Raw genomic sequence first — 25,515 nt, 5'->3', positions numbered from 1 at the left:
GGGGCAGCGCTTACATTTGCAATTAGCCGATAGCGACAGCTCGCGCATTCTTAAGCGCGGTGTCGAGGCATGCAAATTTGGGAGAGAGGCATGGTCACCGACAGTCTTTTGAAAACCTATGCGGACTCCGATGCGCTCGATCTGGTCGGGCTGGTGCGCGGCGGCCAGGTTTCGCCGGCCGAACTGGTCGAGGCGGCGATCACGCTGGTCGAGCGGCTCAATCCGGCGCTGAACGCGGTGATCCATCGCCTCTACGACATGGCGCGGGCGCAGGCGCAGACGGTCGACAGATCGGCACCCTTCGCCGGCGTGCCGTTCCTGCTCAAGGAGCTGGCTTCGTCCTGGACCGGCGCGCCGAACACCAATTCCTGCTTCTACCTCAGGGATGTCGTCGCCGATTCCGACACAAAAGTCGTCCGCCGCATGAAAGCGGCGGGACTGGTGCTGGTCGGCAAGTCGAACGCGCCGGAGAACGGCTGGTCGATCACCACCGAGCCGAAACTCTACGGCGTCACGAAGAACCCGTGGAAGGAGGGCATCACGCCCGGCGGCTCGAGCGGCGGGGCGGCGGCGGCCGTCGCTTCGCGCATGGTGCCGATCGCCGAAGCCAGCGACGGCGCCGGTTCCATCCGCATTCCAGCCTCATGCTGCGGCATCGTCGGCCTGAAACCGTCGCGCGGCCGCGTCAGCCTCGCGCCGTTCGGCGACTATTGGTATGGCGGCGCCTATTTTCTCTGCTGCTCGCGCAGCGTGCGCGACACGGCGGCCTATCTCGATGCGGTGGCTGGCGCGCTGCCGGGCGATCCCTACACGCCGCGGGTTCCCGATGCCTCCTGGCTCAGCCTGTCGGCACGGGCGCCGAAAAGGTTGCGCATCGGCTTCACCGTTACGCCGCCCAACGGCACGGCCATCGATCCGGAGGTGAAGGCAGCGGTGCTGGCGACCGTGGCTACACTCGAACGGCTGGGGCATCACGTCGAGCAGCACGACATGCCGCTCGACGCCAACGGCGCCTGGGCGACCTACACCAACATGACCTGCGTGCAGACGGCGGCGACCTTCGACTATCTTGAAACGGTGATCGGGCGGCCGGTGACGCCAGCCGACGTCGAAGCGGTGACCTGGGCGATCATCGCGCGCGGCCGCGCCACCAGCGGTGTCAGGCACATCTCCGATGTCGAGCAGCTCAGGCAGATCGGCCGCGACATTGTCGGCGATCTCGACGCCTACGACCTCTTCATCACGCCGACGCTGACGCAGCTGCCGCGCCCACTCGGCTATTACGACATGTCGGAGACGGACATCGACCGCTACAACGCCAAATGGACGGACGCGGTGTTTGCCTTCCCCTTCAACATTTCAGGCCAGCCGGCGATCTCGCTGCCGCTCGGCTGGTCGAAAGGTAGCGTGCCGATCGGCGTGCAGCTGGTCGGCCGCTATGGCGACGAGGCGACCGTGCTGGCGGCATCGGCGCAGTTGGAGCAGGAGATGCCGTGGAGGGATCGGCGGCCAGCCGTGAGTGTTAGTTAGCCGGCGCGGCAGGGGCGGAGCGCGACGAATAACGAAACATCGGCGGTCGCGCCCTACGGCGACAACGACCAACCCTACCCAACCGTCTCCAGTCGCCTTGGCAGCCGGTTCATCGGCCTCGGCCCATCCGCCGTGATCAGGAACTGGTCCTCGAGATTGAAGCTGGCGAGGCCGTCTATGTAGAGCGGGATTTCAAAGGCCAGCACCATGCCGGCCTCGATCACCGCATCGCTGTCGGCCGCAATGAACGGCCATTGCTCGGAAAACACCGACTGGCCGACGCTGTGGCCGAAATGGCCGCGGCGGAAGCTGCGCAGGCCTTGCCGCGCCAGGCTGTCGGTGGTGACGCGATGCACATGAGCGAGCGTGTTTCCGGGGATCAGCGCCGCCAGCCCGTCCTCGAAGGCGCGCTCGGCGATGGCATGCAGCTCGGCCTGGTCGGCGGAAGGCGGCCCGAAGGTGAAATTGCGCGACATGTCGGAGGCGTAGCCACCGACCGTGCAGACCATGTCGCATTTCAGGGGATCGCCGGCCACGGCCCTGGCGTCGGCGCCCTTGGCGCGGCCGCCCAGCGTCACATATTCGGCTGTTACGACCGGATGCGACAGCCCGGCGGCCGCGTCGGCGACGCCCTTGCGGTAGAGCGCGACGAGATCGGCCTGTCGCATGCCGGCCATCGCGTCCACCTGCAAGCGCTCCAGCCCGGCTTCCGAGAGAAAGATGCCTTGCTGAAGGAGATCGATCTCGCGCTGTGATTTGACGGCCCGTAGCCTGTCCAGCACCGGCGAGCCATCGACCATCGGGGAATGCGGCAGCAGCGCCTGGATGGCCGCGAAATCGGCGGCCGGGACGAAGTCGAGGTCGATGCCGAGCATTGCGCGCTCCAGTCCGAATTGCTTGAGCAAGGCCTGCAGCTGGCGCACCGAGCCGGCGAGATCGAAAGTGGCGGGACGGGAGAAGTCCGGCGCCCGGCCAAGCGAGGCAAGGCCGGCCTCGATGCGTTCGGCCAGGGGCAACTCGTGCGCTGTCTCGACCGGCGCGGATTCGATCCAGATCGGGTGCCACCGCACAACCGCTTCGGGTGCGGCGAGCCGCAGCTGCACGGCGTTGAAGTCGGCGACGACAACACCGATCGGCAAATCTTGTTCGGCCGGGATGATAACGAAGCCGCCACCGGCGCGGCGGAACAGCCCGGCCGGGCCGATCCACGCGCCGGTCGCATAATGGAAAGCCTCGGGTGCGCACAGCACCAGCGCCCCGATGCCGGCGCCTTCCATCAACTGCGCGGCGCGCTGGCGGTCGACAAAGCCTGTCATGGGTTTCTCCGGATAGCCTGGCGGCAACGGAGCATTGCGGGCGCGGACAATCAAGGGCCGGATGGGAGATCCGGCTGCCGACAGATCGCGCGTTGGCCGGCAGATGCTGCAGGCGACTGCAAGGGAGACCCGTGGGACTTGATACCCACCCATCTCTTTCCAGGCTTTGGCGCCGCCCCTCACCTGCCTGCCGGCATCCTCTCCCCGTATAGTGACGGGGAGAGGGGAGCTGTCATCAACGGTTTCGCCCGCCACAAGCGTCGCAAGAAAAACGGCGAGGTCGCCGCCAGCTACTTTCTCCCCGTCACTATGCGGGGAGAAATGCCCGGCAGGGCAATGAGGGGCGGCGCGAGCTTCGGCAATGGGCCGCCTCTGCCACGCGTTAGGATTATTGGGGCGTGCCCTACGGCCGTCGCAAGACAGCGGGCGGGCGCAATCCCTACTTGATCGATTCCAGCACCCAGCCGCAGAACTCCAAGAACCCGAAGAGCGTATCTCAGTACCGACGTTGCCGGCTTCCAGCAGTCCCATAAGTGACGCCCGGCCCTTTGGCGGGCGAGATTCCACCCGCCAAAAACGAAAAAGCCGCGGCGGACCGCAGCTTTTCGATGCTTGATTCCCTGGAAGGAAACTGGAGCGGGTGAAGCGATTCGAACGCTCGACCCCAACCTTGGCAAGGTTGTGCTCTACCCCTGAGCTACACCCGCTCACACGGCGTCTTGGCCGCAAGCCGGGCCTATATGGCTGAAGAGCGCGGCGATTGCAACAGGGAAATCGCAGGCTTTTTTCAACATGCCAAGCGATGCCGGCAAACCGCCGGTGCGGCGCGGATTTCACCGCGCCTTTGCGCGATGGCCTTGTGCCGGCCACCGCATTGGCCGTAAACGGCAAGGCGGGAAAACGACGAAGAAGAAGACCGATGCCGAAGACCGAAGCCGAACTTTTTGCCTTTCTCGCCGAACTCGGCGTCACCGTTTCGACGAAACGCCATCCGCCGCTCTATACGGTCGCCGATTCGCAGGCGCTGCGCGGCGAAATCGCCGGCGGGCACACGAAAAACCTGTTCCTGAAGGACAAGAAGGACAATTTCTTCCTGGTCACCGTCGGCGAGGACGCGGTCGTCGATCTCAAGCAGATCCACCAGCTGATCGGCGCCGCCAGCCGTGTTTCGTTCGGCAAGCCGGAGATGCTGATGGAGCTTCTGGGCGTCTCGCCGGGCGCGGTCACCGTCTTCGGCGTCATCAACGACACGGCCAATCGGGTCAAGCTGGTGCTCGACGAGGATTTGATGGCACATGCCGTCATCAACGCCCATCCGCTGACCAATGAGGCGACGACATCGATCGCCTCGGCCGATCTCATCAGATTCGTCGAGGCAACCGGGCACGATGCTGCTATCTTGAAAGTCTCGGCATGATCGCCACATGCATGGCGAAACCGACTTCCAATGACATGGCGCCGACCCGCGGGCCGGCGGCGCGACCGAAAGGGTGACGAGATGAGCGACAACAAGCCGTTTGGCGGGTCATTCGGCAGCAGTGGCGGCCAGTATGCCACCACCGTTCAGTATGGCGGAACCGCAGCCGCGCCGGCGAAGGTCTCGCTTGGCGATGCGCCAGCCGCCGCCCCCGCGGGCGATGTCATCAAGGAGACCACGACCGCCGCCTTCGCCGCCGACGTCATCCAGGAATCGCGCCGCCAGCCGGTGCTCGTCGATTTCTGGGCGCCGTGGTGTGGCCCCTGCAAGCAGCTGACACCGCAGCTGGAAAAGGCAGTCCGGGCCGCCGGCGGCAAGGTCAAGCTGGTCAAGATGAACATCGACGATCACCCCTCCATCGCCGGCCAGCTCGGCATCCAGTCCATTCCGGCCGTCATCGCCTTCAAGGACGGCCAGCCGGTCGACGGCTTCATGGGCGCCATTCCGGAGAGCCAGATCGCCGAGTTCATCACCAAGGTCGGCGGCAAGGGCAATGGCGCCCCGGCCGTGGCCGAGGCGCTGGCGGCTGCGACCGAAGCGCGCGAGGCCGGCGACATGCAGACCGCCGCCGACATTTTTGACGCCGTCCTGGCGCAGGCGCCGGAGACGGTCGAGGCGATCGCCGGACTGGGCGAGCTGCTGTTCGAGGCCGGCGACACGCAAGGCGCCGAGGCGCTGCTGGCAACGGCACCCGAGGCCAAGAAGGACGCGCCTGTTCTCGCCGCCTTGCGCGCCAAGATGGCGCTGGCCGCGCAGGCCGCGGAACTGGGCAATCCGGCCGAGTTCGAGCGCCGCCTCGCCGAAAACCCCAAAGACCATCAGGCGCGTTTCGACCTGGCCATGATCCAGAACGCCAGGGGCGAGCGCACGGCGGCAGCCGACAATCTGCTGGCCATCATCAAGGCCGACCGCGGCTGGAACGAGGACGGCGCCAGGACGCAATTGCTGCAGTTTTTCGAAGCCTGGGGCATGACCGACGAGGCGACGCTGGCGGCGCGGCGCAAATTGTCGGCGCTGCTGTTTTCCTGAGCCGGCGGCTGTTTCGTCGCACGGGCTTGTGGTCGGCGGCGGCCGCGCCAGATTAGGAAGCTGACTTCGGCCAAGCCGACGATCCCGGCGGCGGGCGAAAGAAGTCGATCGGAGGAATGTGGTGCAAGCGGGAAACGCGCATTACCGGCTGGCCAAGGATCTGCCGTCGACGATCCCGATCTTTCCGCTCGAGGGCGCGCTTTTGCTGCCGGGCGGCCGCATGCCGCTCAACATCTTCGAGCCGCGCTATCTGCAGATGGTGGACGAAGCGGTCGCCGGCTCGCGGCTGATCGGCGTCATCCAGCCGCGTCTGGACGGCGCGCTGCGCGAGGATGGCGAGCCTGAGCTGTGCAATGTCGGCTGCGCCGGCCGTATCATCGCCTTCTCCGAAACCGGCGACGGCCGTTACCTGATTTCTCTGCAGGGCGTGTTCCGCTTCCGCATCGCCCATGAACTGACGGTCAAGACGCCGTTTCGCCAGGCGAAGCCCGCGCCCTTCCTCGCCGATCTCGATGACGATCCGGCGGCGAACGAGATCGACCGGCCGGCACTGCTCAAGGCGTTTCGCGCCTATCTGCAGGCCAATGATCTCGAGGCCGACTGGGAAAGCGTCAGCCGCGCCGAAAATGCCATGCTGGTCAATGCGCTGTCGATGATGGCGCCCTACGGCCCGGCCGAGAAACAGGCGCTGCTCGAAGCCGCCGACCTGAAGACGCGCGCCGAAACGCTGATCGCCATCACCGAAATGGCGCTGGCGCGCGAGAATGAGGACTTTGGCTCGAGCCTACAGTAAGATGTGCCGATATTCAGGTGATGCCGGCCTGCAAATGGAGGCTTCCTGCGCTTCTCAGTTCTACTGCGTCGCAGTAGAACTGAGCTCACGTACGAAAAGTACGCTCCGCTCCGGTTCTCGGAAGCCACCATTTTGGTCGCTGCGCGCCCGTCTTCGACTCCGGTTCGGCCTGACCTGGGTCTTGGTACATCTAGGCTAGAAGCTGAGAAGAGGAACCGATGGCGGCGGATGGGCGTGACGGGAAGAAGATCGATGTCGATCCCAAGCTGCTGGAGCTTTTGGCCTGCCCGCTGACCAAGGGGCCGCTAGCCTGGGATCCGGAGCGCGGCGAACTGATCTCGCGGGTCGCCAAGCTCGCCTATCCGGTGCGTGACGGCATCCCGATCATGCTGCCCTCCGAGGCGCGGACGCTGTCGGCGGAAGATGTGCTGGCGCCGCCGCCGAGGCTGAGCGGGCCGGGTTGAGCAGCATAGCCATCCGTCGTTTTGCTCTCCCAAGGCAGCGCAATCGCGAAGCAGCTGGGCGTAGAAGTTTGAGAGGCTGGCGGGACAGCGCCCCCCTCTGCCCTGCCGAGCATCTCCCCCACAAGGGGGGAGATCGGCTGTCACCTCGGCCTTCGCGAATTTTCAGCATTGCGAGTTAAGAGAGGCGGCGAGATCGAAGCTGCCAATCTCCCCCCTCGTGGGGGAGATGTCCGGCAGGACAGAGGGGGGCGCCAAGGATCACGGCGTCTCTTCAGATGACGAAGACAAGGGCCGCGCCTACTGAAAATTGCGCCCCTTGGGCATGACCTGTTCCGCCTCTTCCGACAGCGTTGCGAGGTCCTGCCTTGCCGGCGCGTTCCCAATCTCGGGCCGGCTGCGGCGATCCGAGCCTACCTCTTTGGCATACCCCATCGGTTGGGCCCCCGGCGCTCCGGCTCCGCTGACCTTCTCCAGCAGCACGGTCAGCCAGGGCGTGAGATCCTCGATCTTTTCGGCGACGATATGGATGACACCGGATTCCGACTGCAATTTCCCGGTCACCTTGACGAAGCGCGCGCCCATGACGATGGGCCGGAAGCGGGTAAAGGTCCGCTCCCAGAAGATGACGTTGGCGACCGCCTTGTCGTCCTCCAGCGTCAGGAAGATCGCATTGCCCTTGCCGGGACGCTGGCGCACCAGCACGAGGCCGGCGACCGAAACCCGCCTGCCGTCGCGCTGGGATGGCAAGTTGGCATTGGGCGTGACGCCGGCGCGGTCGAGCCGCTCGCGCAGGAAGGCGACGGGATGCGCCTTCAGCGACAGGCCGAGCGAGCGGTAGTCGTGGATGACATGCTCGCCGAGCGGCATTTTCGGCAGCTTCGTCTCCGGCTCCAGTTCGCGCAGGCGCAGCGCCGGCTGGTCGAACAGCGGCAGCTTTTCGGCGGCACTCTTGGCGCCAAGCGCGCGCACTTCCCACAGTGCGGCACGGCGGTCGAGGCCGATCGAACGAAAGGCATCGGCCTGCGCCAGCCTCTCGATCTCGTCGACATCGAGGCCGGAGCGCAGCCAGACGTCACGGACGGTTTCATAAGCTGAACCCCGCCGCTTTACGAAATCCTCCATGCGTTCCTTGGAAAGACCCTTGATCTGCCGGAAGCCGAGCCGCACCGCATGGTTCGTCTCGATGACACCACGCATATCGGCATGGCGCGGCAGGATGCGGGCCGGATCGAACGGCGCTTTTTCCAGGGTGCAGTCCCAGACGGAATAATTGGCGTCGACCTCGCGGATGTCGACGCCATGGTCGCGCGCGTCGCGCACCAGCTGCGCCGGCTGGTAGAACCCCATCGGCTGCGAATTCAGGATCGCGGCGCAGAACACGTCGGGATAGAAGGTCTTGAACCAGCAGGAGGCATAGACGAGCAAGGCGAAGGAGGCGGCGTGGCTTTCGGGAAAGCCATATTCGCCAAAACCCTCGATCTGCTTGAAGCAGCGTTCGGCGAAGTCCTTGGTGTAGCCCTTGCCGACCATGCCGTCGATCATGCGCTGGCGGTAATTGCCGATGGTGCCGGTGCGCTTGAAGGTGGCCATGGCGCGGCGCAGTTCGTCGGCCTCGCCCGGCCTGAAGCCGCCGGCGACGATGGCGATCTTCATCGCCTGTTCCTGGAACAGCGGCACGCCGAGCGTCTTGCTGAGAATCGCCTCGAGCTCCGGCTTCTGATATTCGGGTTTTTCCTTGCCTTGCCGGCGGCGCAGATAGGGGTGCACCATGTCGCCCTGGATCGGGCCGGGCCGCACGATCGCCACCTCGATGACAAGATCATAGAAATCCTTTGGCTTGAGCCTCGGCAGCATCGACATCTGGGCGCGCGATTCGATCTGGAAGACGCCGAGCGTGTCGGCGCGGCCGATCATGTCGTAGACGCGCCTGTCTTCCGGCGGCAAGGTGGCGAGCACATAGGGTTGGCCATAGGGATCCCGGGCTTTTGGATAGTGATCCGTAAGCAGGGTGAAGGCGCGCTGCAGGCAGGTCAGCATGCCGAGCGCCAGCACATCCACTTTCAGGATCTTCACCGCGTCGAGATCGTCCTTGTCCCATTCGACCATCTTGCGCTCGTCCATCGCCGTCTTGACGATGGGCACGATCTCGTCGAGCCGGTCCCTGGTGATGACGAAGCCGCCGACATGCTGGGAGAGGTGGCGGGGGAACCCCATGATCTCGTTGGCCCGTTCCATCACATGACGCGATGTCGGGTCGCTCTGGTCGAGGCCGCCGGCGCGGGCTTCCTTCTCGCCGACCTCGGAGGTCGACCAGCCCCAGATCGAGCCGGACAGGGACGCCCGGACATCCTCCGACAGGCCCATAGCCTTCGACACTTCGCGCAGCGCCGAACGGCCGCGATAGCTGATGACGGCGGCGGCGAGCGCGGTGCGCTTGGAGCTGTATTTCTCGTAGATGTACTGGATGACGGTCTCGCGCTTCTCATGCTCGAAGTCGACATCGATGTCGGGCGGCTCGTTCCTCTCCTCGGAAATGAAGCGCTCGAACAGCGTGTCGATCCGGTCCGGCCCGACTTCGGTGATGCCGATGCAGAAGCAGACGATCGAATTGGCGGCCGAGCCGCGCCCCTGGCAGAGAATGTCCTGGCTGCGGGCGTATTTGACGATGTCGTAAACCGTCAGGAAATAGCGGGCGTAGTTGAGGCGCTCGATCAAAGCGAGCTCTTCTTCGATGCGCTTGATCACCGAGTGAGGCACGCCTGAGGGATAGCGCCTGGCTGCCCCCTCCCGCGCCAGCCTTTCCAGCTCGGCCTGCGGCCCGAGGCCGGATTCCGTCGGCTCGTCGGGGTAATTGTACTGGAGATCACTGAGCGAGAAGGTCAATTCTTCCGCGAACAGCAGCGTCTCGGCCAGCGCCTGCGGATGCCTGCGGAACAGGCGGGCCATTTCCAGCGGCGGCTTCAGATGGCGTTCGGCATTGGCGCTGAGTTCCAGCCCGACCTCGGCGACGGGCGTGTTGAGGCGGATCGCGGTCAGCACGTCCTGCAGCGGGCGTCGTTCGGCGGTGTGGTAGAGGACATCGTTGGTCGCCATCAGCGGGATGCCGGTGCTCTGGGCAAACGCCGCTGCCTGCTCGATCCGGAAACGGTCATTGCCCGCATAACAGGGCGAGACGCCAAGCCGCAGGGCCTTGCCGAAGCGGTCCTTGAGCTGGCCAAGCAAGGCAAGACCGTCTTCAGCGCCCGCCGCCAGATCGGGCAGGACCGCCAGCGACATCAGATCTCCCCATTCGAGCAGATCTTCGCGCTGGAGAAGGGTGGCGCCCTTTTCGGTCTCGTCGCGCAGATTGGCCTGGGTGAGCATGCGGCACAGATGCCCCCAGCCTGCCCGGTTCCTGGGATAGGCGAGAATGTCCGGCGTGCCGTCGCCAAAAACCAGCCGGCAGCCGGGGTGATAGGCAAGCTTTTCGACCTTGGCCTGCTGCCAGGCGCGCACCACGCCGGCCACCGTGTTGCGGTCGGCTAGGCCGATCGCCGAAAAACCCATGAGCTTGGCCGCGACCACCAGCTCCTCCGGCTTGGAGGCGCCGCGCAGGAAGGAGAAATTCGACTGGATGCCGAACTCGGCATAGGGAATGACGGTCAGCGCGTTCATGCGAAGACCCCGTGCATGAACCAGCGCGGCGCGGCTTGCGAGCCGCCGTAAAGCCCTTGCCGGTAGAGCCAGTAGCGGCGGCCTTCGGCATCCTCGATGCGGAAATAGTCGCGTGTCGATGCCGCCGCGTCGCCTGGCGCCTGGCGCCACCATTCGGCGGCGATGCGTTCGGGACCCTCGGCGCGGGTGACGCGATAGAGCGCGCGCCGCCAGCGGAAATGCAGCGGCGGACCCTCCGGCATTTCGGTGGCCGGCACCTCGATGGGCTCGGGCGCGCGGAACAGCCGGATCGGCCGTTCCGGCGGAAAGATGGTTTTGGGCGCCTGCACCCTGTCCTGTCTCTTCGGCGGCGTGGTCCGGCGCGGCGCTTCGCTGAAGGGGACGATGGCGACGGCACGCTCCGGCAGATGGCTTTCAACCGCAACCGGCTGCAGCACGGCGCCCTCGCCGAGCCTGGCGCGGATGCGGTCGGCGAACAGCGCGATGTCGGCGCCGTCATCGGTCACCTCGCCGGTCAGATCGGCCTGCGCCATGTCGAAGGCGGCGGCCGCCAGCACCGAAAGCCGCACCAGATCGAAGCCGTAGCCGGCGTCGATGTCCTGCTCGAGGGCGGCCAGCCTTTCATGGAATAGCTTCTGGATCAGCCGGGGATCGCGCATCGGCCGCGAGGTGCCCAAGGCGATGCGGCTGACGGCGCCGTCGACGCGGAAGAGCAGCAGCGCCAGCGTCCGGGCGCCCTCGCCGCGGCGTTCGAGATCGGTCTTCAAGGTCGTCGCCAGCAGGCCGACCAGGCGTTCGATGTCCTCGGTGAGCGTGACGGGTTCGGCGAGATGCCGCTCGACCGAAAGCGGCGCAACGGGAAGGCGCGGCGACACCGCCTCGTCGAGACGGCCAAGGGCCTGGTCGAGGCGCAGCAGCAAGGTGGCGCCGAAGCGGCGGGCAAGCGGCGCGCGCGGGGCGGCCATGACGGCGCCCGCCGTGCGCAGGCCGACACTTTCCAGGCTGGCGCGGGTTTCCGGCGCTATGCGCAGTGCGGCGAGCGGCAAGGGCGCCAGCAGCGCTTCCTCCTCGCCGCCATCGACGATGCGGTCGCCGCAAAAGCGGGCCGCCGCCCAGGCCGCGCCCGGCGTCGGGGCAAGGCCGGCGCGGACATCGAACCCCTGATGCAGGAAGCGCGACAGGATGTCGTCCAGCATGGCGCGTTCGCCGCCGAACAGATGGGTGCAGCCGGTGACGTCGAGAAACAGGCCGTCCGTCCCGTCCAGCGCCACCAGCGGAGTGTAGCGGTCGCACCAGTCGGCAAGGCCTTCGAGCAGGCGCCGGTCTGCCTCCGGATCGGCCTCGACGATGTCGATCGAGGGATGCATGGCACGCGCGTCGGCAATGCCCATGTCGCGCTTCAGGTGCAGTGCCTCAGCCCGCTCGTCGAGGGCTGAGATGCGCTGCGCGTTGCCCTGGCGGTGGCTGATCACCAGTGGCGGATGAGATGGCGTCGGATGATCTTGGGGCCGGGAACGCCAGGACCGCCCCAGACGCTGCCGCAGGATCCTTTCGGCCGCCAGATAGGGAAACCACAGGGTCAGGATTCTTTGCCCGGCCTTCTTCGCCCCTTCTTTCGTCGAATACGCGTTCATCGGGGTTCCACTCCAGTGTGAATTGTCCAGGCAGGGCCGTGCGGCTCTTGCCGATGCTGATGGTGAAGGCCGGGCGGCCGATCGATCCGGCGAGCGGCCCGGCGACGGTTTCGCGCGGCACGGCCGGCGCCGGCGAGACGATGAGGCGGACGGGCGCCGCCGTCGGTTCGGGCTCGGCCGCCTGCCGCAGCAGGAATACGGGGCGGCCGGCACTTTGCGCCCGCGCATGCAGCCGCCGCGTCGCGGTCAGGTCGAGCCGCTGCGGATTGCCGCGGATTTCCAGGATGACCGCGGCGAGGGCCGTCATCCGCGCCGCTTCCTCGGCGACCCACAGCGCATCGACGAGTTTCGGCGCCTCGGAAAACAGCAATTGTTCCGGTTCGATGCCGAAGGAGGCCTGCAGTCCCCTGGCATAGGGAAAGCCCGCCTCGCGGAAGATTTCCGTGGTGCCGATCCACAACACCGGCAGCCCTTGCGCCTGCTTGAGGATCAGGCTGGCGAGCGACAGGGCAAAGCCGGCGACGGCTCCAGAATCGCGGGTTTCCAGGCCATGGATTTCGCTGAGCGCCGCTTTCGGCAGCCCGCCGCTCAGGGCGGCATCGAGGGGGTCGACGCCGACAGGCAGGAAGGCATCCGGCAAGGCAGCGGCAAGACCGCGCCGGACGATCGTGAGATCGGGGCTGGCGTCGGCATCAAGCGGCGCGCCAGCCGGCGCCTGCAGGCGCTCGGGCAGCGTTCCCTCGATCTTCGCGATCTGGCGGCGCAGGGCAAAAACAGTCTCCCGCGCCACGGCTGATATCGCCATGACGGTCAGTGTCCACTCACAATTGTTCCTGTTATGTTCTCTAGGATTCCAGAGCCGACCCGAAGAGTCAAGCAGAGTCACAAGGAATTTATTCCTGCAGACCCTGCACGACAGGGCGTAGCGGCCACTTCATTTGCCTCGCCCGGTGCGAAAGCCTATATGCCGGTCAAAGGACAAAGCATGGCCCGCATCTACAAGACCCGCACCTGGCATGGCGAACTCGCGCCCTCGATGGAGGAGATAGAGTTCCTGGCGCTGGAGGCGTACGCCCATCTGCCGGAGGATTTTCGCAAGCTGACCGGCGAGATCGTCATCCAGATCGCCGAGTTCCCGACCGACGAGATCATGGACGACCTGTCGCTGGAGACGCCGTTCGACCTGCTCGGCCTGTTCGAGGGCCGCGGCATCGCCGAGCGCTGGAACCCGCAGACCGGCGAAGGCCCGAACCGCATCACGCTCTACCGCCGCGCCATGCTCGACTATTGGGCCGAGAACGAGGAGACGCTGGGCGACATCGTCACCCATGTGCTGATCCACGAGATCGGCCACCATTTCGGCCTGTCGGACGATGATATGGAGAAGATCGAAGAGGCAGCCGAGTAGGCTGTGTCGATATTCAGGTGATGCCGGCCTGCAAATTGCGGTCCCCTGCGCTTCCGGTGCTCACGTACCAAAAGTACGCTCCGCTCCGGTTCTCGGGCACCACCATTTTCGACTCGGCCTGACCTGAATCTCGACACAGCCTGCGTCGGCGCTTTGCAAAATCTACCAGTCGCTGAGCTTGGTGTCCGGCCCATATTCCTGGCCGTCGACGTCCTTCACCACAGCCTGGCCGCAGCGCATGGTCTTGGCCTTCTTGTCGTAGGCGTAGGTCGGCGAGCCGAACAGGTGCCAGCCCTTGTTCAGCGCCGCCGTCACCTTGTGGCAGAAGCTGGCGTCGTCCGGGCCGGTGAGAAAGCGGTAGAGTTTCATGTCTCAAGTCCTGTCGTAAGTGCCCATAGCCCGCGAGCATGGGGCTATATCATGCGCCGATGGCGGCCGCCTTCGCCAGCAGTTTTTCGGCCTGTGCCAGATGCAGCCGCTCGACCATCTTGCCGTTCAGCGCGATCACGCCTTTGCCAGTATTCTCGGCACGTGAAAAGGCATCCTTCACCGCGCGTGCCTCGGCGACCGCCTGCGGCGAGGGCGCGAAGGCGCGGTTCGCGGCGTCGATCTGGGCCGGATGGATCAGCGTCTTGCCGTCGAAGCCCATGGCCGCCGCCTCCGCACACTCACGGGCAAAGGCGTCGAGGTCGCGAAAATCATTGGCAACGCCGTCGAGCATGTCGAGACCGCCGGCGCGCGCGGCCAGCACCATCTGCATCAGCCATGGCACGAGGTAGCGCCGGTCCGCCGTCACCAGCACACCGGTTTCCTTGGCGAGATCATTCGTTCCGGCCACGAAACAATTGAGCCGTGAGGCCGGATCGCGGCCCAGTTCGGCAATGGCGCCGATGTTGAGCAGCGCCTTGGGCGTCTCGATCATCGCCCAGAGTTTCATGCTGTCGGGGGCAAAATTGTCGTCGAGCACGTCGCCGACTTCGAGGATGTCGCGCGGCGTGGCGACCTTGGACAAAAGGATGCCGTCAGTCTCGACTTTCGCCACGGCCAAGAGGTCGTCGGCGCCCCATTCGCTGGCCAGCGCATTGACGCGCACCACCATCTCGCAGCGGCGGCCGAGATTGTTGGCGACCGGGCGGTTGGCGAAGATCGCGGGCAGTTTTTCGCGGGCGGCGATCTTGTCGGCCGGGGCGACGGCGTCCTCGAGGTCGATGATGATTGCGTCGCAGGACAGAAGCGCGATCTTGGCAAGCGCCTTGTCGTTGGAGGCCGGGACATAGAGGACGGAGCGGCGCGGGCGGTAGGGTTCGGTCATATCCGATCTATGCCGTCTGTGGGTGGTCGAGGCAAGCGTTGGTGCTGTGCGCAGGGTCGCTGCGAAGCTGCGGGGTCGGCGCCAGCACCCCACCCGGACCTTCGGTCCGACCTCCCCACAAGGGGGGAGGTAGAAGCTCGGCGCCCTTCCTCAGCAGTTGCGGAAGAGAGCCTTCCTCTCCCCCGTCGATCGGGGGAGAGGTGTCGAGCGAAGCTCGACGGAGTGGGGGGTCGACCCTTGCGTGCAAGGCGGGGCGATGCTTGCGCCTGGTGCCTTCCTATGTGCGTTCGCGGGGGTTGCCAGCTGGTTCCCCCACTCCGTCTCGGCTTCGCCGAGCCACCTCTCCCCCCTCCGGAGGGAGAGGAAAGGAGCCTGCCTGGGGCAGCGCCAACGTCCGTAGGATGGTGGGGCAGCGCACCAGCCGTGATGCGCGACCCTGCACGAAAACTGCACAGGCCTGCGGAAAAGCTCCTCGGATCCGCCCTGCCGTTTCCCTGCCGGCCTGCGAAACAGGCGGCATGCACAAGCGAGCAAAACCCCATTGGTCCGTGCCACAGCGCCTGCGCAGCGAAGGCTGGTGGCTGGTCGATCCGCCACGCGCGAATCCCATGGCGATTCTCATCCCTTTCGCCCGCAAGTGTCCGCCGACCTTCCGGCTGGACACCATCGGGAGGATCAGGTCGTGACAGCGTTCTTCTCTGCCGCGCCAAGTTATTGCAGCCGCTTCGGTGTTGCCGTGCTGCTGGTCGTGCTGGCGGATTTCCTGTTCTATGGCCAGCCCCCCGGCATCACGGTTTTCCTGTTCGCCATCCTGATTGCCGCCGCGGTCGTGGCCGTGCATCCCACGGTCTTCAGCGACATCAGGGTCTGGCTCAAGCCCGCTGCCCTGCTTGTCGCGCTGCTGCCGCTCGCCGAAAATGTCAGCCCCCTGTCCGTCTCGATCGCGCTTGCGGGGCTGGTCGTCTTCGCGCTTTCGCTGAGCGGCCGGCCGCGGCACGGCATGGCCCGTATTGCCGGTCAGATCGCGTTGTTCGGGCTCGCGGCGCCGTTCCGCTTCGTCCGTGATTTCATCCGTTGGCGCAAGACGGCGCGCCGGCTTGGCGGGCGCCGCGTCAGGCTTGCGGCGGTCGCCGTCTGGGTGATGCCGCTGACGCTGGGCGCCGTCTTCCTGGCGCTGTTCGGCGCCGCCAATCCGGTCATCGACTACTGGCTGTCGCTGATCGACCTGATGAAGCTGCTCGATCTCATCCAGCTGGCGCGGATCGCCTTCTGGCTGTTCGTGCTTGCCGGCGTCTGGGCCTTTCTGCGGCCACGCCTGCCGCGTTTTTCGCGGCGCATCTCCCGGCCACCACTTGCCGTTGCTCAACCGGCGACCAATCCGCAACGACACGTCATCGAGGAGACCGTCTTCGGCAAACCCGCCATCCTGCGCGCGCTGATTGTCTTCAACGCGCTGTTTGCGCTGCAGACCGGGCTCGACGCCACCTATCTGTGGGGCGGTGTCGCCCTTCCCGACGGCTTGAGCTATGCCGCCTATGCGCATCGCGGCGCCTATCCCCTGATCGTTACCGCACTGCTTGCCGCCGGGTTCGTGCTGGCGGCGCTCAGGCCGGGCAGCGAGACCTCAGGAGATCCCGTCATCCGCCGGCTGGTCTATGCCTGGGTGGCGCAGAACATCATGCTGGTCATCTCGTCGATCCTGCGGCTCGACCTCTATGTCGGCATCTATGCGCTGACCTATTGGCGCATCGCGGCTTTCGTCTGGATGGGGCTGGTGGCGGCAGGGCTTGCGCTGATCATCGCCCGCATCGCGCTTGGAAAATCCAATGAATGGCTCTCCTCCGCCAATCTTCTGACGTTATCCCTGACGCTTTATGCCTGCTGTTTCATCAATTTCGCCGCGACGATCGCCAATTACAATGTCGACCATTCCCTCGAAATGACCGGCCAGGGTATTCCCCTCGACGCTTGGTACCTGCGCTCGCTCGGCCCGGGCGCGTTTCCGGCGCTCGACCGCTTCTTCGATCATCAGGGCAAGACCCCCGACGCCGGCGCCACACGCGAACTTGCGAGACTGCGTGGCATCGACGAGGGTTGGTACCGAACCGTCCAGGAAAACTGGCGGGCCTGGAGCTTTCGCGACTGGCGCCTGCTTGCCTATCTCGACAGCAAGGGGTCGCTCGTGCTTCCTCAGCCTTCGCAACCTTCCTTGCCGGGCCGCTGACCGATGCCGCATCACATCCTCGTCGCCGACGATGACCCGCACATCCGCGAGGTGATCTGCTTCGCGCTGGAAAAGGCCGGCATGAAGACGCTTGGCGTGGCCGATGGCGCCGCCGCCTTGCAGGAGATCGGACGCCGGGCGCCGGATCTCGTCGTGCTCGACATCGGCATGCCGGAGATGGACGGGCTGGAGGTCTGCCGGCGGCTGCGCCACACATCGGACGTGCCGGTGCTGTTCCTGTCCGCGCGCGACGAGGAGATCGACCGCATCCTCGGGCTCGAAATGGGCGGCGACGACTATGTGACGAAACCGTTCAGCCCGCGCGAGCTGGTCGCCCGCGTCAACGTCATCCTGCGCCGCGCCCGCCCGGCGGCGGCCGAGGCGGCCGACGACCGGCAGTTTTCGCATGGCAAGCTCACTCTGGCGCCGGCCAGCCACGCCGCAAGCTTCGACGGCAAGCCGCTTGCCCTGACGGGGATCGAATTCTCGATCCTGAAAGGGTTTTTGGCGCGGCCGGCGCATGTGCTCGACCGTGACGCGGTGATGGCGAACGCCTATGCCGGCAAGATCCATGTCGCCGACCGCACCGTCGACAGCCATATCCGCAACATCCGCGCCAAGCTGGCGGCGGTGGGCTGCCCTGATGTCATCGAGACCGTGCATGGCGTCGGCTTCCGGCTCGGCCGATGCGGCTGACGACGTCCAGCAAATGGATCGGCCGCAAATGGCGACCAAGGCTTGCCACGGTCGTCGTCGCCATCCTGATCATGGTGATGGCGCTGCCGCTGGTCGGCCTGTTCTTCTTTCGCCTCTACGAAAACCAACTGATCCGCCAGACCGAGGCGGAACTGATCGCCCAAGGGGCGGCCATCGCCGCCATCTATGCGCAGGAAGTGCGCGACGCCGGCATTCCCCCGGACAAACTCGGCGCGCCGATGCCGCAGGCCAATGGCGGTGCCAGCCGAGCAGCCAATCCCGACGGCCCGTACCGGCCGATCGAGCCGCAGCTCGATCTCGCCTCAGACGCCGTGCTGCCGACCCGGCCCGCCGCCATGCCCGCCACCACCGATCCGGCCTTCGCCGCGATCGGCACGCGCCTGTCCGGCATTCTCGACGCCACGCAGAAAACCACGCTGGCCGGTTTCCGGCTGCTCGATCCCAAAGGTGTCGTCATTGCCGGGCGCAGCGAGGTCGGGCAGTCGCTTGGCGAGGTCGACGAGGTGCGCACGGCACTTGGCGGCCACTATGCCAGCGCGCTCAGGCTGCGCATCCCCGACCAGCCGCCGCCGCCGCTCTATTCGGTCAGCCGCGGCACCAAGGTACGGGTCTTCGTCGCCCTGCCGGTGGCCGTTGATGGCCAGGTCGCCGGCGTGGTCTATGTCTCGCGGACACCCAACAACATCATCAAGCATCTCTATGGCGAACGCGGCAAGGTGACCCTGGCGGCGATCGCCATCCTCGGCGGCACGCTGCTCATCGGCCTGGTGTTCCTGCGCACGGTCAGCCGGCCGATCTATGCGCTGATCGACCGCACGCAGCGCATCGCCGCCGGTGAGCGTGACGCAATTCGGCCGCTCGACCATCATGGCACCTACGAAATGGCCGAGCTGTCCGCCGCCTTCCTCGACATGGCCGAAAAACTGCAGGCGCGCTCGGATAGCATCCAGACCTTCGCCACCCATGTCTCGCACGAGCTCAAATCGCCGCTGACGGCGATCCAGGGCGCGGCCGAATTGCTGCGCGATTCCGGCAGCACGATGGATGATGAGGAGCGGCGGCGCTTCTCTAACAACATCGTCACCGATGCCGGGCGGCTCAATCTGCTGGTGCGGCGGCTGCTCGATCTGGCCAAGGCCGAAAATCTTGCACCGAGCGGCGAAAGCACCTCGATCGGTGCCGCGCTGGCCCTGCTGCCCGCCGACACCAGGCTGGCGGTCCGCATCGAGGCGGGCGGCGATCTCGCTCTGCGCATCTCGGCCGAGAACGCGGCAATCGTGCTGGCCAATCTCATCGACAATTCCGCCAGGCACGCCGCGACGCTCGTTTCGATCACGGCGGCAAGCGCCGGCGGCAAGGCGACGGTGCTGGTCGGCGACGACGGCGCCGGCATTTCGCCGAGCAACCGGGCGCGCATCTTCGAGCCGTTCTTCACCACGCGGCGCTCCACCGGCGGCACCGGCATGGGCCTCGGCATCGTGCTGGCCCTCCTGAAAGCGCATGATGGTATGATCCGGCTGGTTGACTCCGAGCGCGGCACGCGCTTCGAGATCACACTGCCGGTAGTATGAGAGGGAGCATGATCTCTTCCGAAAACCGGCGGCCACTTTTCGGGATCATGCTCTAGGCTTGGAGAGGCATTAAGCGTGCGCTACGACATCGTCATCATCGGCGGGGCCATCGTCGGGTCCTCCATTGCCTACTATCTGCGCGAGGAGGGGTTTTCCGGCTCCATCGCGCTCATCGAGCGCGATCCGCAATTCGCCCACGCGGCAACGACGCTGTCCATGGCCTCGATCCGCCAGCAATTCTCCATTCCCGAAAACATCCGGCTATCGCAATTCACGCTGAAGCTGTTCCGGCGGCTGAAGGAGACGTTCGGCGCCGATGCCGATATCGGGTTCCGCGAGGGTGGCTATCTCATCCTGGCCGGCGAGAACGGCCTGCCGGTGCTCAAGGCAAACCATGATGCACAGGTCGCCGAAGGCGCCGACATCGTGCTCGAGGACGCCGAGCAGCTGACGCGGCGCTTCGCCTGGCTGTCGGCTGAAGGCATTTCCGCCGGCGCCTATGGCCGGACCGGCGAAGGCTGGTTCGACGCGCATGCGATGCTGACGCTGTTCCGCAAGGCGCTGCGCGACAAGAAGATCGATTTCATCGCCGCTTCGGCCACCGGCATTACGCGCAACGGCAACCGCGTCACCGGCGTCTCCCTCGAAAATGGCCAGACCTTGGAGGCCGGTATCGTCGTCAACGCCGCCGGGCCGAATGCCGGCAAGGTCGCGGCTCTCGCCGGGCTGGCGCTGCCGGTCGAGCCGCGCAAGCGCAACGTCTTCGTCTTCGAGGCGCGCGAGAAATATGCCGACATGCCGCTGCTGGTCGATCCCTCCGGCATTTATGTACGGCCGGAAGGCTCGGTCTACCTCACCGGCGGCGCCGAGCCGGAAGAGGGCGACGGCCCGGCCGATCCCGCCGATTTCGAGGTCGACTGGCCGCTGTTCGAAGAGGTGATCTGGCCGGTGCTGGCGACCCGCATTCCCGCCTTCGAGGCGATCAAGGCGACCCGCGCCTGGGCCGGGCACTATGACTACAACACGCTCGACCAGAACGCGGTGATCGGGCCGCATCCAGAGGTCGGCAATTTCCTCTTCGCCAACGGTTTTTCCGGCCACGGCCTGCAGCAGGCGCCGGCGGTCGGCAAGGCGCTGGCTGAGTTGATCGTGCATGGCGGGTACCGGACGATCGATTGCTCGGCGTTCGGCTATGAGCGGGTGGCCGAGGGGCGGGCGTTCCGGGAATTGAATGTGATTTGAGAAGCGCCTAGTCAACCGTCGCATCGATAGCGAAAGCATTGCCGAGCGCGTGGCCGGCGGCCGTGTTGTCGAAGATGCCCCAGACCTCCGCGCACGAGGCAGCCGCTGCCTGCAGCTGTCGGCCGATCCGGTCGAGGCTTTCGGCGTCGTAGTCCGAGTAGTAGACACGCGGCACGCCGTGCCAGCGGAAATAGGCAAGGCCGGCCCAACCGCCCGGCACCGCAGCAGGCGGCACTAGAGCGGGATCGGCGGCAACGCGCGCGATCCGCCGGTCGGCAAGGAGCGCTTCCGCCTCCGCTTCGAACCAGCTCGGGTGGCGTGGTTCGCATGCCAGCCTTGCCTTTGTCCGCCTGCCCAGCATGTCAAAGAAACCGCAGGCGATGTCCGGCTCGAACGGCAAGCTCGGCGGCAGCTGCACCAAAAGCACGCTCAGTTTTTCGCCGAGACCTTCGACCTGCTGGAGGAACATTTCGGCAAGCGCATCGCCATCCGCGAGACGATGCTCATGGGTCATTGCCTTGGGCGTCTTGACGGCAAAGCGGAAGTGCTCCGGCACGGAGCGTGCCCAGCGCTCGTAGGTCTCGCGACGGTGTGGCTTGTGGAAGGACGTGTCGATTTCGACGATCGGAAATCGGCGGGCGTAGCGTTCGAGATGCGAACCGGGTTTTGGCAAGTCCTCCTTATATCGGGTTGGAATTCCCCAGCCGGCCGTGCCGATGAAACATCCCTGCTTTTCCATGCATGGGATGTGGACCAGATGAAGTGTGGGTCAAGACGAGATGAACGACGAGCCGTTGCCACCGACCCGCTGCTCAGGCCGCCGCTAGTCTTCCATCCCCGACATAGGCCTGCAGCCAGGCCAGCACCCGGCCCCAACCCTCGGCATGCTCGGCCGCCGCATCGCTCAGGCCGGCAAAACCGCCATGGCAGATGGTGAGGCGCGTGCCCTTGGCGGTCGGCTCGAGCAGCCAGGCGACCGTGGTTTGCCGCCGGCCAAGCGTCGGATGGTCCCAGGCATAGGCCCGCGTCTGCACGATACGGCGCGGCGCTTCGATCTCGAGGAATTCGCCGCCGGCCGGCAGCTCCCTGCCGTCGGCAGTGCGGACGACGACCGTCCAGCGACCGCCGACGCGAAGGTCGGCCGACCAATCGGCCATCCGGTAGTTGTCGGCGGTCCCCCACCATTGCTCGATTTCTCTCGTGACCAGCGCGCGAAAGATGCGTTCCGTGGGCGCTTCGATCTCGGCCGACGCCATGATCGTCTCGCCATTGGTCATGCTCTGTACCCCGAGGACGTGTATCATCGGTGCCTCCGTTTTGTTTCGGTATCGAAACGAGCCCTTCACCCTTTCGTTGGCGGGCGCTCGAAACCCTTGCCGGTCTCGAGCAGGCTCTTGAGGCTCGCCAGCACCAGCGGCCAGCCCTTGCTGACATTCGGGATCAGCCGGTGCGGGCCGTCGGCCTCGTGGGTGACGGCCAGCTTCATCAGCTCGCCGTCCTGTTCGATTGTGAAGGTGCAGCGCGTGTAGCCGTCTTCCTTGACCTCCGGCATCCATTCATTGCGCCATTTGATGACCAGGCGTCGCGGCGGGTCGATCTCGAGGATCTCGCCCGAGTCGGCGACGCGGCCGTCGGGGAAGATCAGTTTCCAGCTGGAGCCGACCTTCCACTCGCTCTCCTGATAGGAGCAGAGGAAGAACTGCCGGTTGAACTCCGGGTCGGTCAGCGCCTCCCAGAGTTTTTCGGCCGTGGTGCGGATGTAGGTCACGTAAACGAAGCTGTTGCTCATCAGTCTTCCCTTTCGAGGCGTTTCTTCAGATCACTCAATGCATCCAGCCGATGGCGCTCGAACTTGCCGATCCAGCGCTCGGCGATCTCGTTGATGGGGACCGGATTGAGGTAGTGCTGCTTCTCGCGTCCCTTGCGGAGCGTGGTGACGAGGTTGGCTTCCTCCAGGATCGCCAAATGCTTGGTCACCGCCTGGCGTGTCATGTCCATCTCCGCGCACAGCGCGTTCAGCGTCTGCCCGTTCCGGGCATGGAGGTTGTCCAGCAATTGCCGGCGTGTCGGGTCGGCCAGGGCGCGAAAGACTGCATCCATGCTCATCGCTTTAATATGCAACCATTTGGTTGCATGTCAAGCGACAAGATCGCACACCGTCGGCGGCTGGGCGCGGCCACGGGAGAAAAAAGTCAGCCCTTGCGGGAGAACCAGAAGGCGTCGGCCATGCGCTTCATGCCGATGCGTTCGTAGAAGCCGACGGCGTCGGGCATGGAAATCAGGCTGATGGCGACCGACGGCCCAAGCTGCCGTCGCGCCTCGTCCATCAGGCCCTTGCCGATGCCGAGCCCTTGCGCCGATCGGGACACGGCGAGTTCCGAGATGTAGCAAACCCAGGAGAAGTCGGTGACCGCACGGGCCACGCCGATCAGCGGCTTGCCTTCGATATCGAGACGCGCGGTCAGCACAAGATTGGCACCGGACAGCATCGCCCGCAGCCTGGCGGGATCATCGACAGGCCGCGTCTCGCCGAGGCCGGATTCCACCAGCACGCGGCGGAATTCGGCGATGTCGAGCGCGGACTCGCTTGCGTAGAGGACATGGGAGTTTTCAGCCATGCCGGTCAGACTGCATCATCGCCTCGCGAATTCGAAGTCGTTTTGTGGTACGCCCCTTGTGCCAGCGCGCACGAACAGTTGCCTTTTATTTGCCCTCGGCTTTGTGTAAACGGGGCGTCAGCAAATCCCCCGCAACGAAAACACGGGCCAAAGCCATGGAAAAATTCACCAAGCTCACCGGCGTCGCCGCTCCGATGCCGATCGTCAATGTCGACACCGACATGATCATCCCGAAGGATTATCTCAAGACGATCAAGCGCACCGGCCTCGGCACCGGCCTGTTCGCCGAAATGCGCTACAATGACGATGGTTCGGAAAATCCGGATTTCGTGCTCAACAAACCGGCCTACCGCAAGGCGCAGATCCTGGTCGCCGGCGACAATTTCGGCTGCGGCTCGAGCCGCGAGCACGCGCCGTGGGCGCTGCTCGACTTCGGCATTCGCTGCGTCATCTCGACCTCGTTCGCCGACATTTTCTACAACAACTGCTTCAAGAACGGCGTGCTGCCGATCACCGTCAGCCCCGAAGATCTGGAGAAGCTGATGGACGACGCCTCGCGCGGCTCCAACGCCACTTTTGTCGATCGATCTCGAAGCCAAGGAAATCCGCGGCCCCGATGGCGGCGTCGTCAAGTTCGACCTCGACGACTTCAAGCGGCACTGCATGCTCAACGGCCTCGACGATATCGGCCTGACCATGGAGAAGGCCGGCGCCATCGCCTCGTTCGAGAAGAAGAACGCCGAACAGCGTCCCTGGGCCTGAGCGGCACCGTCCGACGATAGGTCCGGCCGCGTTCCGGCCGGGTTTGGTGGCGACTGAAGGGAGGGACAGTCATGGCACGTTCGCTTCTTGCCGGCGTTTGCGGGCTGGCGCTGGTGGTGGTGCCCGCCGCGAGCGCCTTTGCCCAGACACAGACGCCCGCGGCGCAACAGACGCCAGCGGCAGCCCAGAAACCGGCCGAGCAGCCGGCGACCGACCAGGGATCGTCCAACACCAGCGACGCGGCGCCCGCCGACGACGACAAGCAGGCGCCGATAGCGTTCGAGGGCGGCCAGCTGACCATCACGCAGCCGGAGCAGGACGGCGAGAAGGTGCTCGCCTATGACGGCAAGCAGCTGGCCAGCAACTACGATGTCTTCTTCGACAAGATCGTGAAGATCGGCGACGTCAACGTGGCGCTGGTCGATGTCGGCGACGGCGGCAATCAATGCGGCCCGGCCAAGGTCATCGTCTGGAAGCCGAAGGACGGCGAGATCAAGACCACGACGGTCGAGCAGGACGAATGCGGCGCGCCGCCGGCGGCGATCTCCGACAGCGCCATCTATTTCGTGCCCTATCTGCTGCCGGGCGATCAGAAGCCGGCCCTGCAATGGTCGCCGACCGAAGGCCTGACGACTTCCGGCAACCTCGCTTACACGCCCGAACCCGGCACCGACTGGAAGGATATCGATCCGTCGAAATACGACAACATCATCGATGCCTTCCACAACGAGGCGGTCTACAAGGCGGCCAAGGCGCTGCTCGGCGACACCATGCCCGACATGGCGACCAGCTTGCTGGTCGGTGGCGGCACGGAAAAGACGGCCTCCGGCGCCTTTTACGCCACCGGCTGCGTGCCGCATGATTGCGGCGGCAATGACGGCTTCATGGCGGTCGATCCGGCCAAGCACACGGTCTATTTCTCGCGGCGTGGCGACGATGGCGCGCCAGCGGCCTGGCCGCCGCTCAAGGACTGGCCGGACGATATCAAGAAGGCGCTCGACGACGCGCAGGCGTCGGGGAACTAGGGCACTAGCGTTGCGCGACGGCCAACAGAGCTTCGTCATCCACGGGCGGAGCAGCCGCGCAGCGGCGTCGCGGAGACCCGAGGATCCATGCCGCGACCGTGCCGACGGGTGCGGCGGAGCAGAATTCTGGACCGTGGCGACGCTTCGGAGTCCCGGCATGGATCCTAGAGTCTGCGCCGCGTCGCTTCGCTCCTTGTTACGCCCTAGGATGACGACGGGAGGGATACCCCGACTAATCTCCGAGGCAGCACTTCGCCGCGTCGTGACAATGGTCCGCCCTGCTTGGCCCACGACCCGCGCCGCGCCGCCTGCTAGACGCAGGCCACAATCCAAGGAGGCCTTCCATGCGCAAACTGATCTCCACCGGTTCGCCCTTCGAGAAGACCGCCGGCTATTCGCGCGCGGTGGTGCAGGGCGACTGGTGCTTCGTCTCCGGCACGACCGGCTATGATTACGCGACGATGACGATGCCGGAAACGGTCGAGGCGCAGACGCGCAACTGCCTGGCGACGATCGGCAAGGCGCTGGCCGACGGTGGCTTCGAGATATCAGACGTGGTGCGGGCGCATTACTACATCACCGACCAGGCCTTCGTTGATGTGGTCTTCCCGATCCTGGGCGAGACATTCGGCGACATCAGGCCGGCGGCGACAATGATCGTGTGCCAGCTCAACAAGCCGGAAATGAAGATCGAGATCGAAGTCACGGCGCTGCGGCGCTCGGCTCCGAGGCGCTGAGA

General features: G+C 65.5%; 23 protein-coding genes, 1 tRNA gene and 1 pseudogene. 13 read left to right on the top strand and 12 right to left on the bottom strand.

Annotated features, from left to right (window positions below; all coding sequences use genetic code 11):
* The first annotated feature begins 90 nt into the window (after positions 1-90).
* Positions 91-1,530, top strand: a complete 1,440-nt coding sequence (locus ACVILI_RS03890) for an amidase (RefSeq protein WP_038650719.1) — start codon at positions 91-93, stop codon at positions 1,528-1,530.
* A gap of 74 nt (positions 1,531-1,604) precedes the next feature.
* Here ACVILI_RS03890 and ACVILI_RS03885 read toward each other — a convergent pair whose 3' ends face one another.
* Positions 1,605-2,846 (bottom strand): M24 family metallopeptidase, encoded by a 1,242-nt coding sequence (locus tag ACVILI_RS03885; protein ID WP_038653569.1) that lies wholly within the window; start codon positions 2,844-2,846, stop codon positions 1,605-1,607.
* Positions 2,847-3,478: 632 nt separating this feature from the next.
* Positions 3,479-3,553: transfer RNA gene (locus tag ACVILI_RS03880), tRNA-Gly, on the bottom strand.
* Between the two features lie 212 nt (positions 3,554-3,765).
* On the opposite strand from ACVILI_RS03880, the gene ACVILI_RS03875 reads away from it, so the two are divergent.
* From ACVILI_RS03875 to ACVILI_RS03860, 4 genes are all read left to right on the top strand, one after another.
* Positions 3,766-4,263, top strand: coding sequence for a prolyl-tRNA synthetase associated domain-containing protein (locus ACVILI_RS03875; RefSeq protein ID WP_027047558.1), 498 nt, complete (start codon positions 3,766-3,768; stop codon positions 4,261-4,263).
* 81 nt (positions 4,264-4,344) lie between these two features.
* Entirely contained in the window at positions 4,345-5,352 is a 1,008-nt protein-coding gene (trxA, locus tag ACVILI_RS03870; protein ID WP_038653564.1) for a thioredoxin, read from the top strand.
* A gap of 121 nt (positions 5,353-5,473) precedes the next feature.
* Entirely contained in the window at positions 5,474-6,145 is a 672-nt protein-coding gene (locus ACVILI_RS03865; RefSeq protein ID WP_027047556.1) for an LON peptidase substrate-binding domain-containing protein, read from the top strand.
* Between the two features lie 218 nt (positions 6,146-6,363).
* Entirely contained in the window at positions 6,364-6,609 is a 246-nt protein-coding gene (locus ACVILI_RS03860; protein WP_019862137.1) for a Trm112 family protein, read from the top strand.
* A 297-nt stretch (positions 6,610-6,906) separates the two neighbouring features.
* Here ACVILI_RS03860 and ACVILI_RS03855 read toward each other — a convergent pair whose 3' ends face one another.
* Genes ACVILI_RS03855 through ACVILI_RS03845 form a run of 3 tightly spaced genes read right to left on the bottom strand, consistent with a single transcriptional unit; the run spans position 6,907 to position 12,702 of the window.
* On the bottom strand, positions 6,907-10,263 hold the full coding sequence (locus ACVILI_RS03855; RefSeq protein WP_038650716.1) for an error-prone DNA polymerase: 3,357 nt from the start codon (positions 10,261-10,263) through the stop codon (positions 6,907-6,909).
* Positions 10,260-11,735, bottom strand: a complete 1,476-nt coding sequence (locus tag ACVILI_RS03850) for a DUF6504 family protein (protein WP_038650713.1) — start codon at positions 11,733-11,735, stop codon at positions 10,260-10,262. The genes ACVILI_RS03855 and ACVILI_RS03850 overlap by 4 nt, the downstream gene beginning before the upstream one ends.
* Positions 11,677-12,702 (bottom strand): ImuA family protein, encoded by a 1,026-nt coding sequence (locus ACVILI_RS03845; RefSeq protein ID WP_240564558.1) that lies wholly within the window; start codon positions 12,700-12,702, stop codon positions 11,677-11,679. Before ACVILI_RS03845 ends, ACVILI_RS03850 begins: the two co-directional genes overlap by 59 nt.
* Before the next feature lie 180 nt (positions 12,703-12,882).
* Between ACVILI_RS03845 and ACVILI_RS03840 the strand changes: the two genes are divergently transcribed.
* Positions 12,883-13,305, top strand: a complete 423-nt coding sequence (locus ACVILI_RS03840) for a metallopeptidase family protein (RefSeq protein WP_019862133.1) — start codon at positions 12,883-12,885, stop codon at positions 13,303-13,305.
* 162 nt (positions 13,306-13,467) lie between these two features.
* Here the strand turns inward: ACVILI_RS03840 and ACVILI_RS03835 are convergent, their stop codons facing one another.
* A complete protein-coding gene (locus ACVILI_RS03835) occupies positions 13,468-13,674 on the bottom strand; it encodes a DUF1737 domain-containing protein (RefSeq protein ID WP_027047555.1) in 207 nt (68 codons plus the stop codon).
* 49 nt (positions 13,675-13,723) lie between these two features.
* Positions 13,724-14,617, bottom strand: coding sequence for an HpcH/HpaI aldolase/citrate lyase family protein (locus tag ACVILI_RS03830; RefSeq protein ID WP_038650710.1), 894 nt, complete (start codon positions 14,615-14,617; stop codon positions 13,724-13,726).
* 682 nt (positions 14,618-15,299) lie between these two features.
* Here ACVILI_RS03830 and ACVILI_RS03825 point away from each other — a divergent pair.
* The 4 genes from ACVILI_RS03825 (at position 15,300) to ACVILI_RS03810 (ending at position 20,371) form a co-directional block, all read left to right on the top strand.
* A complete protein-coding gene (locus ACVILI_RS03825) occupies positions 15,300-16,841 on the top strand; it encodes a DUF4153 domain-containing protein (RefSeq protein WP_457102330.1) in 1,542 nt (513 codons plus the stop codon).
* A gap of 3 nt (positions 16,842-16,844) precedes the next feature.
* A complete protein-coding gene (locus ACVILI_RS03820; RefSeq protein WP_038650704.1) occupies positions 16,845-17,537 on the top strand; it encodes a response regulator transcription factor in 693 nt (230 codons plus the stop codon).
* On the top strand, positions 17,528-19,129 hold the full coding sequence (locus ACVILI_RS03815) for an ATP-binding protein (RefSeq protein WP_038650702.1): 1,602 nt from the start codon (positions 17,528-17,530) through the stop codon (positions 19,127-19,129). Before ACVILI_RS03820 ends, ACVILI_RS03815 begins: the two co-directional genes overlap by 10 nt.
* A 75-nt stretch (positions 19,130-19,204) precedes the next feature.
* On the top strand, positions 19,205-20,371 hold the full coding sequence (locus ACVILI_RS03810; RefSeq protein ID WP_019862124.1) for an NAD(P)/FAD-dependent oxidoreductase: 1,167 nt from the start codon (positions 19,205-19,207) through the stop codon (positions 20,369-20,371).
* Positions 20,372-20,378: 7 nt separating this feature from the next.
* On the opposite strand, the gene ACVILI_RS03805 is transcribed toward ACVILI_RS03810, so the two are convergent.
* From ACVILI_RS03805 to ACVILI_RS03785, 5 genes are all read right to left on the bottom strand, one after another.
* Complete coding sequence (locus tag ACVILI_RS03805; protein ID WP_038650699.1) at positions 20,379-21,110, bottom strand: DUF72 domain-containing protein; 732 nt, start codon at positions 21,108-21,110, stop codon at positions 20,379-20,381.
* 73 nt (positions 21,111-21,183) lie between these two features.
* The gene (locus ACVILI_RS03800) at positions 21,184-21,675 is read right to left on the bottom strand and encodes an SRPBCC family protein (protein ID WP_038650696.1); all 492 of its coding nucleotides are present in this window, start codon (positions 21,673-21,675) and stop codon (positions 21,184-21,186) included.
* A gap of 38 nt (positions 21,676-21,713) precedes the next feature.
* On the bottom strand, positions 21,714-22,160 hold the full coding sequence (locus tag ACVILI_RS03795) for an SRPBCC family protein (protein WP_019862121.1): 447 nt from the start codon (positions 22,158-22,160) through the stop codon (positions 21,714-21,716).
* On the bottom strand, positions 22,160-22,471 hold the full coding sequence (locus ACVILI_RS03790) for an ArsR/SmtB family transcription factor (RefSeq protein WP_064987727.1): 312 nt from the start codon (positions 22,469-22,471) through the stop codon (positions 22,160-22,162). Before ACVILI_RS03790 ends, ACVILI_RS03795 begins: the two co-directional genes overlap by 1 nt.
* Positions 22,472-22,563: 92 nt before the next feature.
* Positions 22,564-22,989, bottom strand: a complete 426-nt coding sequence (locus ACVILI_RS03785) for a GNAT family N-acetyltransferase (protein WP_027047554.1) — start codon at positions 22,987-22,989, stop codon at positions 22,564-22,566.
* Positions 22,990-23,144: 155 nt separating this feature from the next.
* Here ACVILI_RS03785 and leuD point away from each other — a divergent pair.
* The 3 genes and pseudogenes from leuD to ACVILI_RS03770 all read left to right on the top strand — a co-directional run bounded on the left by leuD (position 23,145) and on the right by ACVILI_RS03770 (position 25,513).
* Positions 23,145-23,751: pseudogene (leuD, locus tag ACVILI_RS03780) on the top strand (3-isopropylmalate dehydratase small subunit).
* A gap of 71 nt (positions 23,752-23,822) precedes the next feature.
* Positions 23,823-24,776 (top strand): hypothetical protein, encoded by a 954-nt coding sequence (locus ACVILI_RS03775; RefSeq protein ID WP_038650692.1) that lies wholly within the window; start codon positions 23,823-23,825, stop codon positions 24,774-24,776.
* A gap of 344 nt (positions 24,777-25,120) precedes the next feature.
* The gene (locus ACVILI_RS03770) at positions 25,121-25,513 is read left to right on the top strand and encodes a RidA family protein (protein ID WP_019862118.1); all 393 of its coding nucleotides are present in this window, start codon (positions 25,121-25,123) and stop codon (positions 25,511-25,513) included.
* The last annotated feature ends 2 nt before the right edge of the window (positions 25,514-25,515 follow it).

The organism is Mesorhizobium sp. USDA 4775, from assembly GCF_054062655.1.
The sequence above is the reverse complement of the archived record's forward strand: the minus strand, read 5'-3'. Positions and strand labels throughout refer to the sequence as shown.

Coding starts and splice junctions, on each gene's coding strand:
- ACVILI_RS03815 (WP_038650702.1), top strand. CDS start 17,528: ATGCGGCTGACGACGTCCAGCAAATGGATCGGCCGCAAATGGCGACCA.
- ACVILI_RS03785 (WP_027047554.1), bottom strand. CDS start 22,989: ATGGCTGAAAACTCCCATGTCCTCTACGCAAGCGAGTCCGCGCTCGAC.
- ACVILI_RS03790 (WP_064987727.1), bottom strand. CDS start 22,471: ATGGATGCAGTCTTTCGCGCCCTGGCCGACCCGACACGCCGGCAATTG.
- ACVILI_RS03875 (WP_027047558.1), top strand. CDS start 3,766: ATGCCGAAGACCGAAGCCGAACTTTTTGCCTTTCTCGCCGAACTCGGC.
- ACVILI_RS03845 (WP_240564558.1), bottom strand. CDS start 12,702: ATGGCGATATCAGCCGTGGCGCGGGAGACTGTTTTTGCCCTGCGCCGC.
- ACVILI_RS03795 (WP_019862121.1), bottom strand. CDS start 22,160: ATGAGCAACAGCTTCGTTTACGTGACCTACATCCGCACCACGGCCGAA.
- ACVILI_RS03840 (WP_019862133.1), top strand. CDS start 12,883: ATGGCCCGCATCTACAAGACCCGCACCTGGCATGGCGAACTCGCGCCC.
- ACVILI_RS03770 (WP_019862118.1), top strand. CDS start 25,121: ATGCGCAAACTGATCTCCACCGGTTCGCCCTTCGAGAAGACCGCCGGC.
- ACVILI_RS03835 (WP_027047555.1), bottom strand. CDS start 13,674: ATGAAACTCTACCGCTTTCTCACCGGCCCGGACGACGCCAGCTTCTGC.
- ACVILI_RS03820 (WP_038650704.1), top strand. CDS start 16,845: ATGCCGCATCACATCCTCGTCGCCGACGATGACCCGCACATCCGCGAG.
- ACVILI_RS03885 (WP_038653569.1), bottom strand. CDS start 2,846: ATGACAGGCTTTGTCGACCGCCAGCGCGCCGCGCAGTTGATGGAAGGC.
- trxA (WP_038653564.1), top strand. CDS start 4,345: ATGAGCGACAACAAGCCGTTTGGCGGGTCATTCGGCAGCAGTGGCGGC.
- ACVILI_RS03855 (WP_038650716.1), bottom strand. CDS start 10,263: ATGAACGCGCTGACCGTCATTCCCTATGCCGAGTTCGGCATCCAGTCG.
- ACVILI_RS03830 (WP_038650710.1), bottom strand. CDS start 14,617: ATGACCGAACCCTACCGCCCGCGCCGCTCCGTCCTCTATGTCCCGGCC.
- ACVILI_RS03800 (WP_038650696.1), bottom strand. CDS start 21,675: ATGATACACGTCCTCGGGGTACAGAGCATGACCAATGGCGAGACGATC.
- ACVILI_RS03890 (WP_038650719.1), top strand. CDS start 91: ATGGTCACCGACAGTCTTTTGAAAACCTATGCGGACTCCGATGCGCTC.
- ACVILI_RS03860 (WP_019862137.1), top strand. CDS start 6,364: ATGGCGGCGGATGGGCGTGACGGGAAGAAGATCGATGTCGATCCCAAG.
- ACVILI_RS03805 (WP_038650699.1), bottom strand. CDS start 21,110: ATGGAAAAGCAGGGATGTTTCATCGGCACGGCCGGCTGGGGAATTCCA.
- ACVILI_RS03775 (WP_038650692.1), top strand. CDS start 23,823: ATGGCACGTTCGCTTCTTGCCGGCGTTTGCGGGCTGGCGCTGGTGGTG.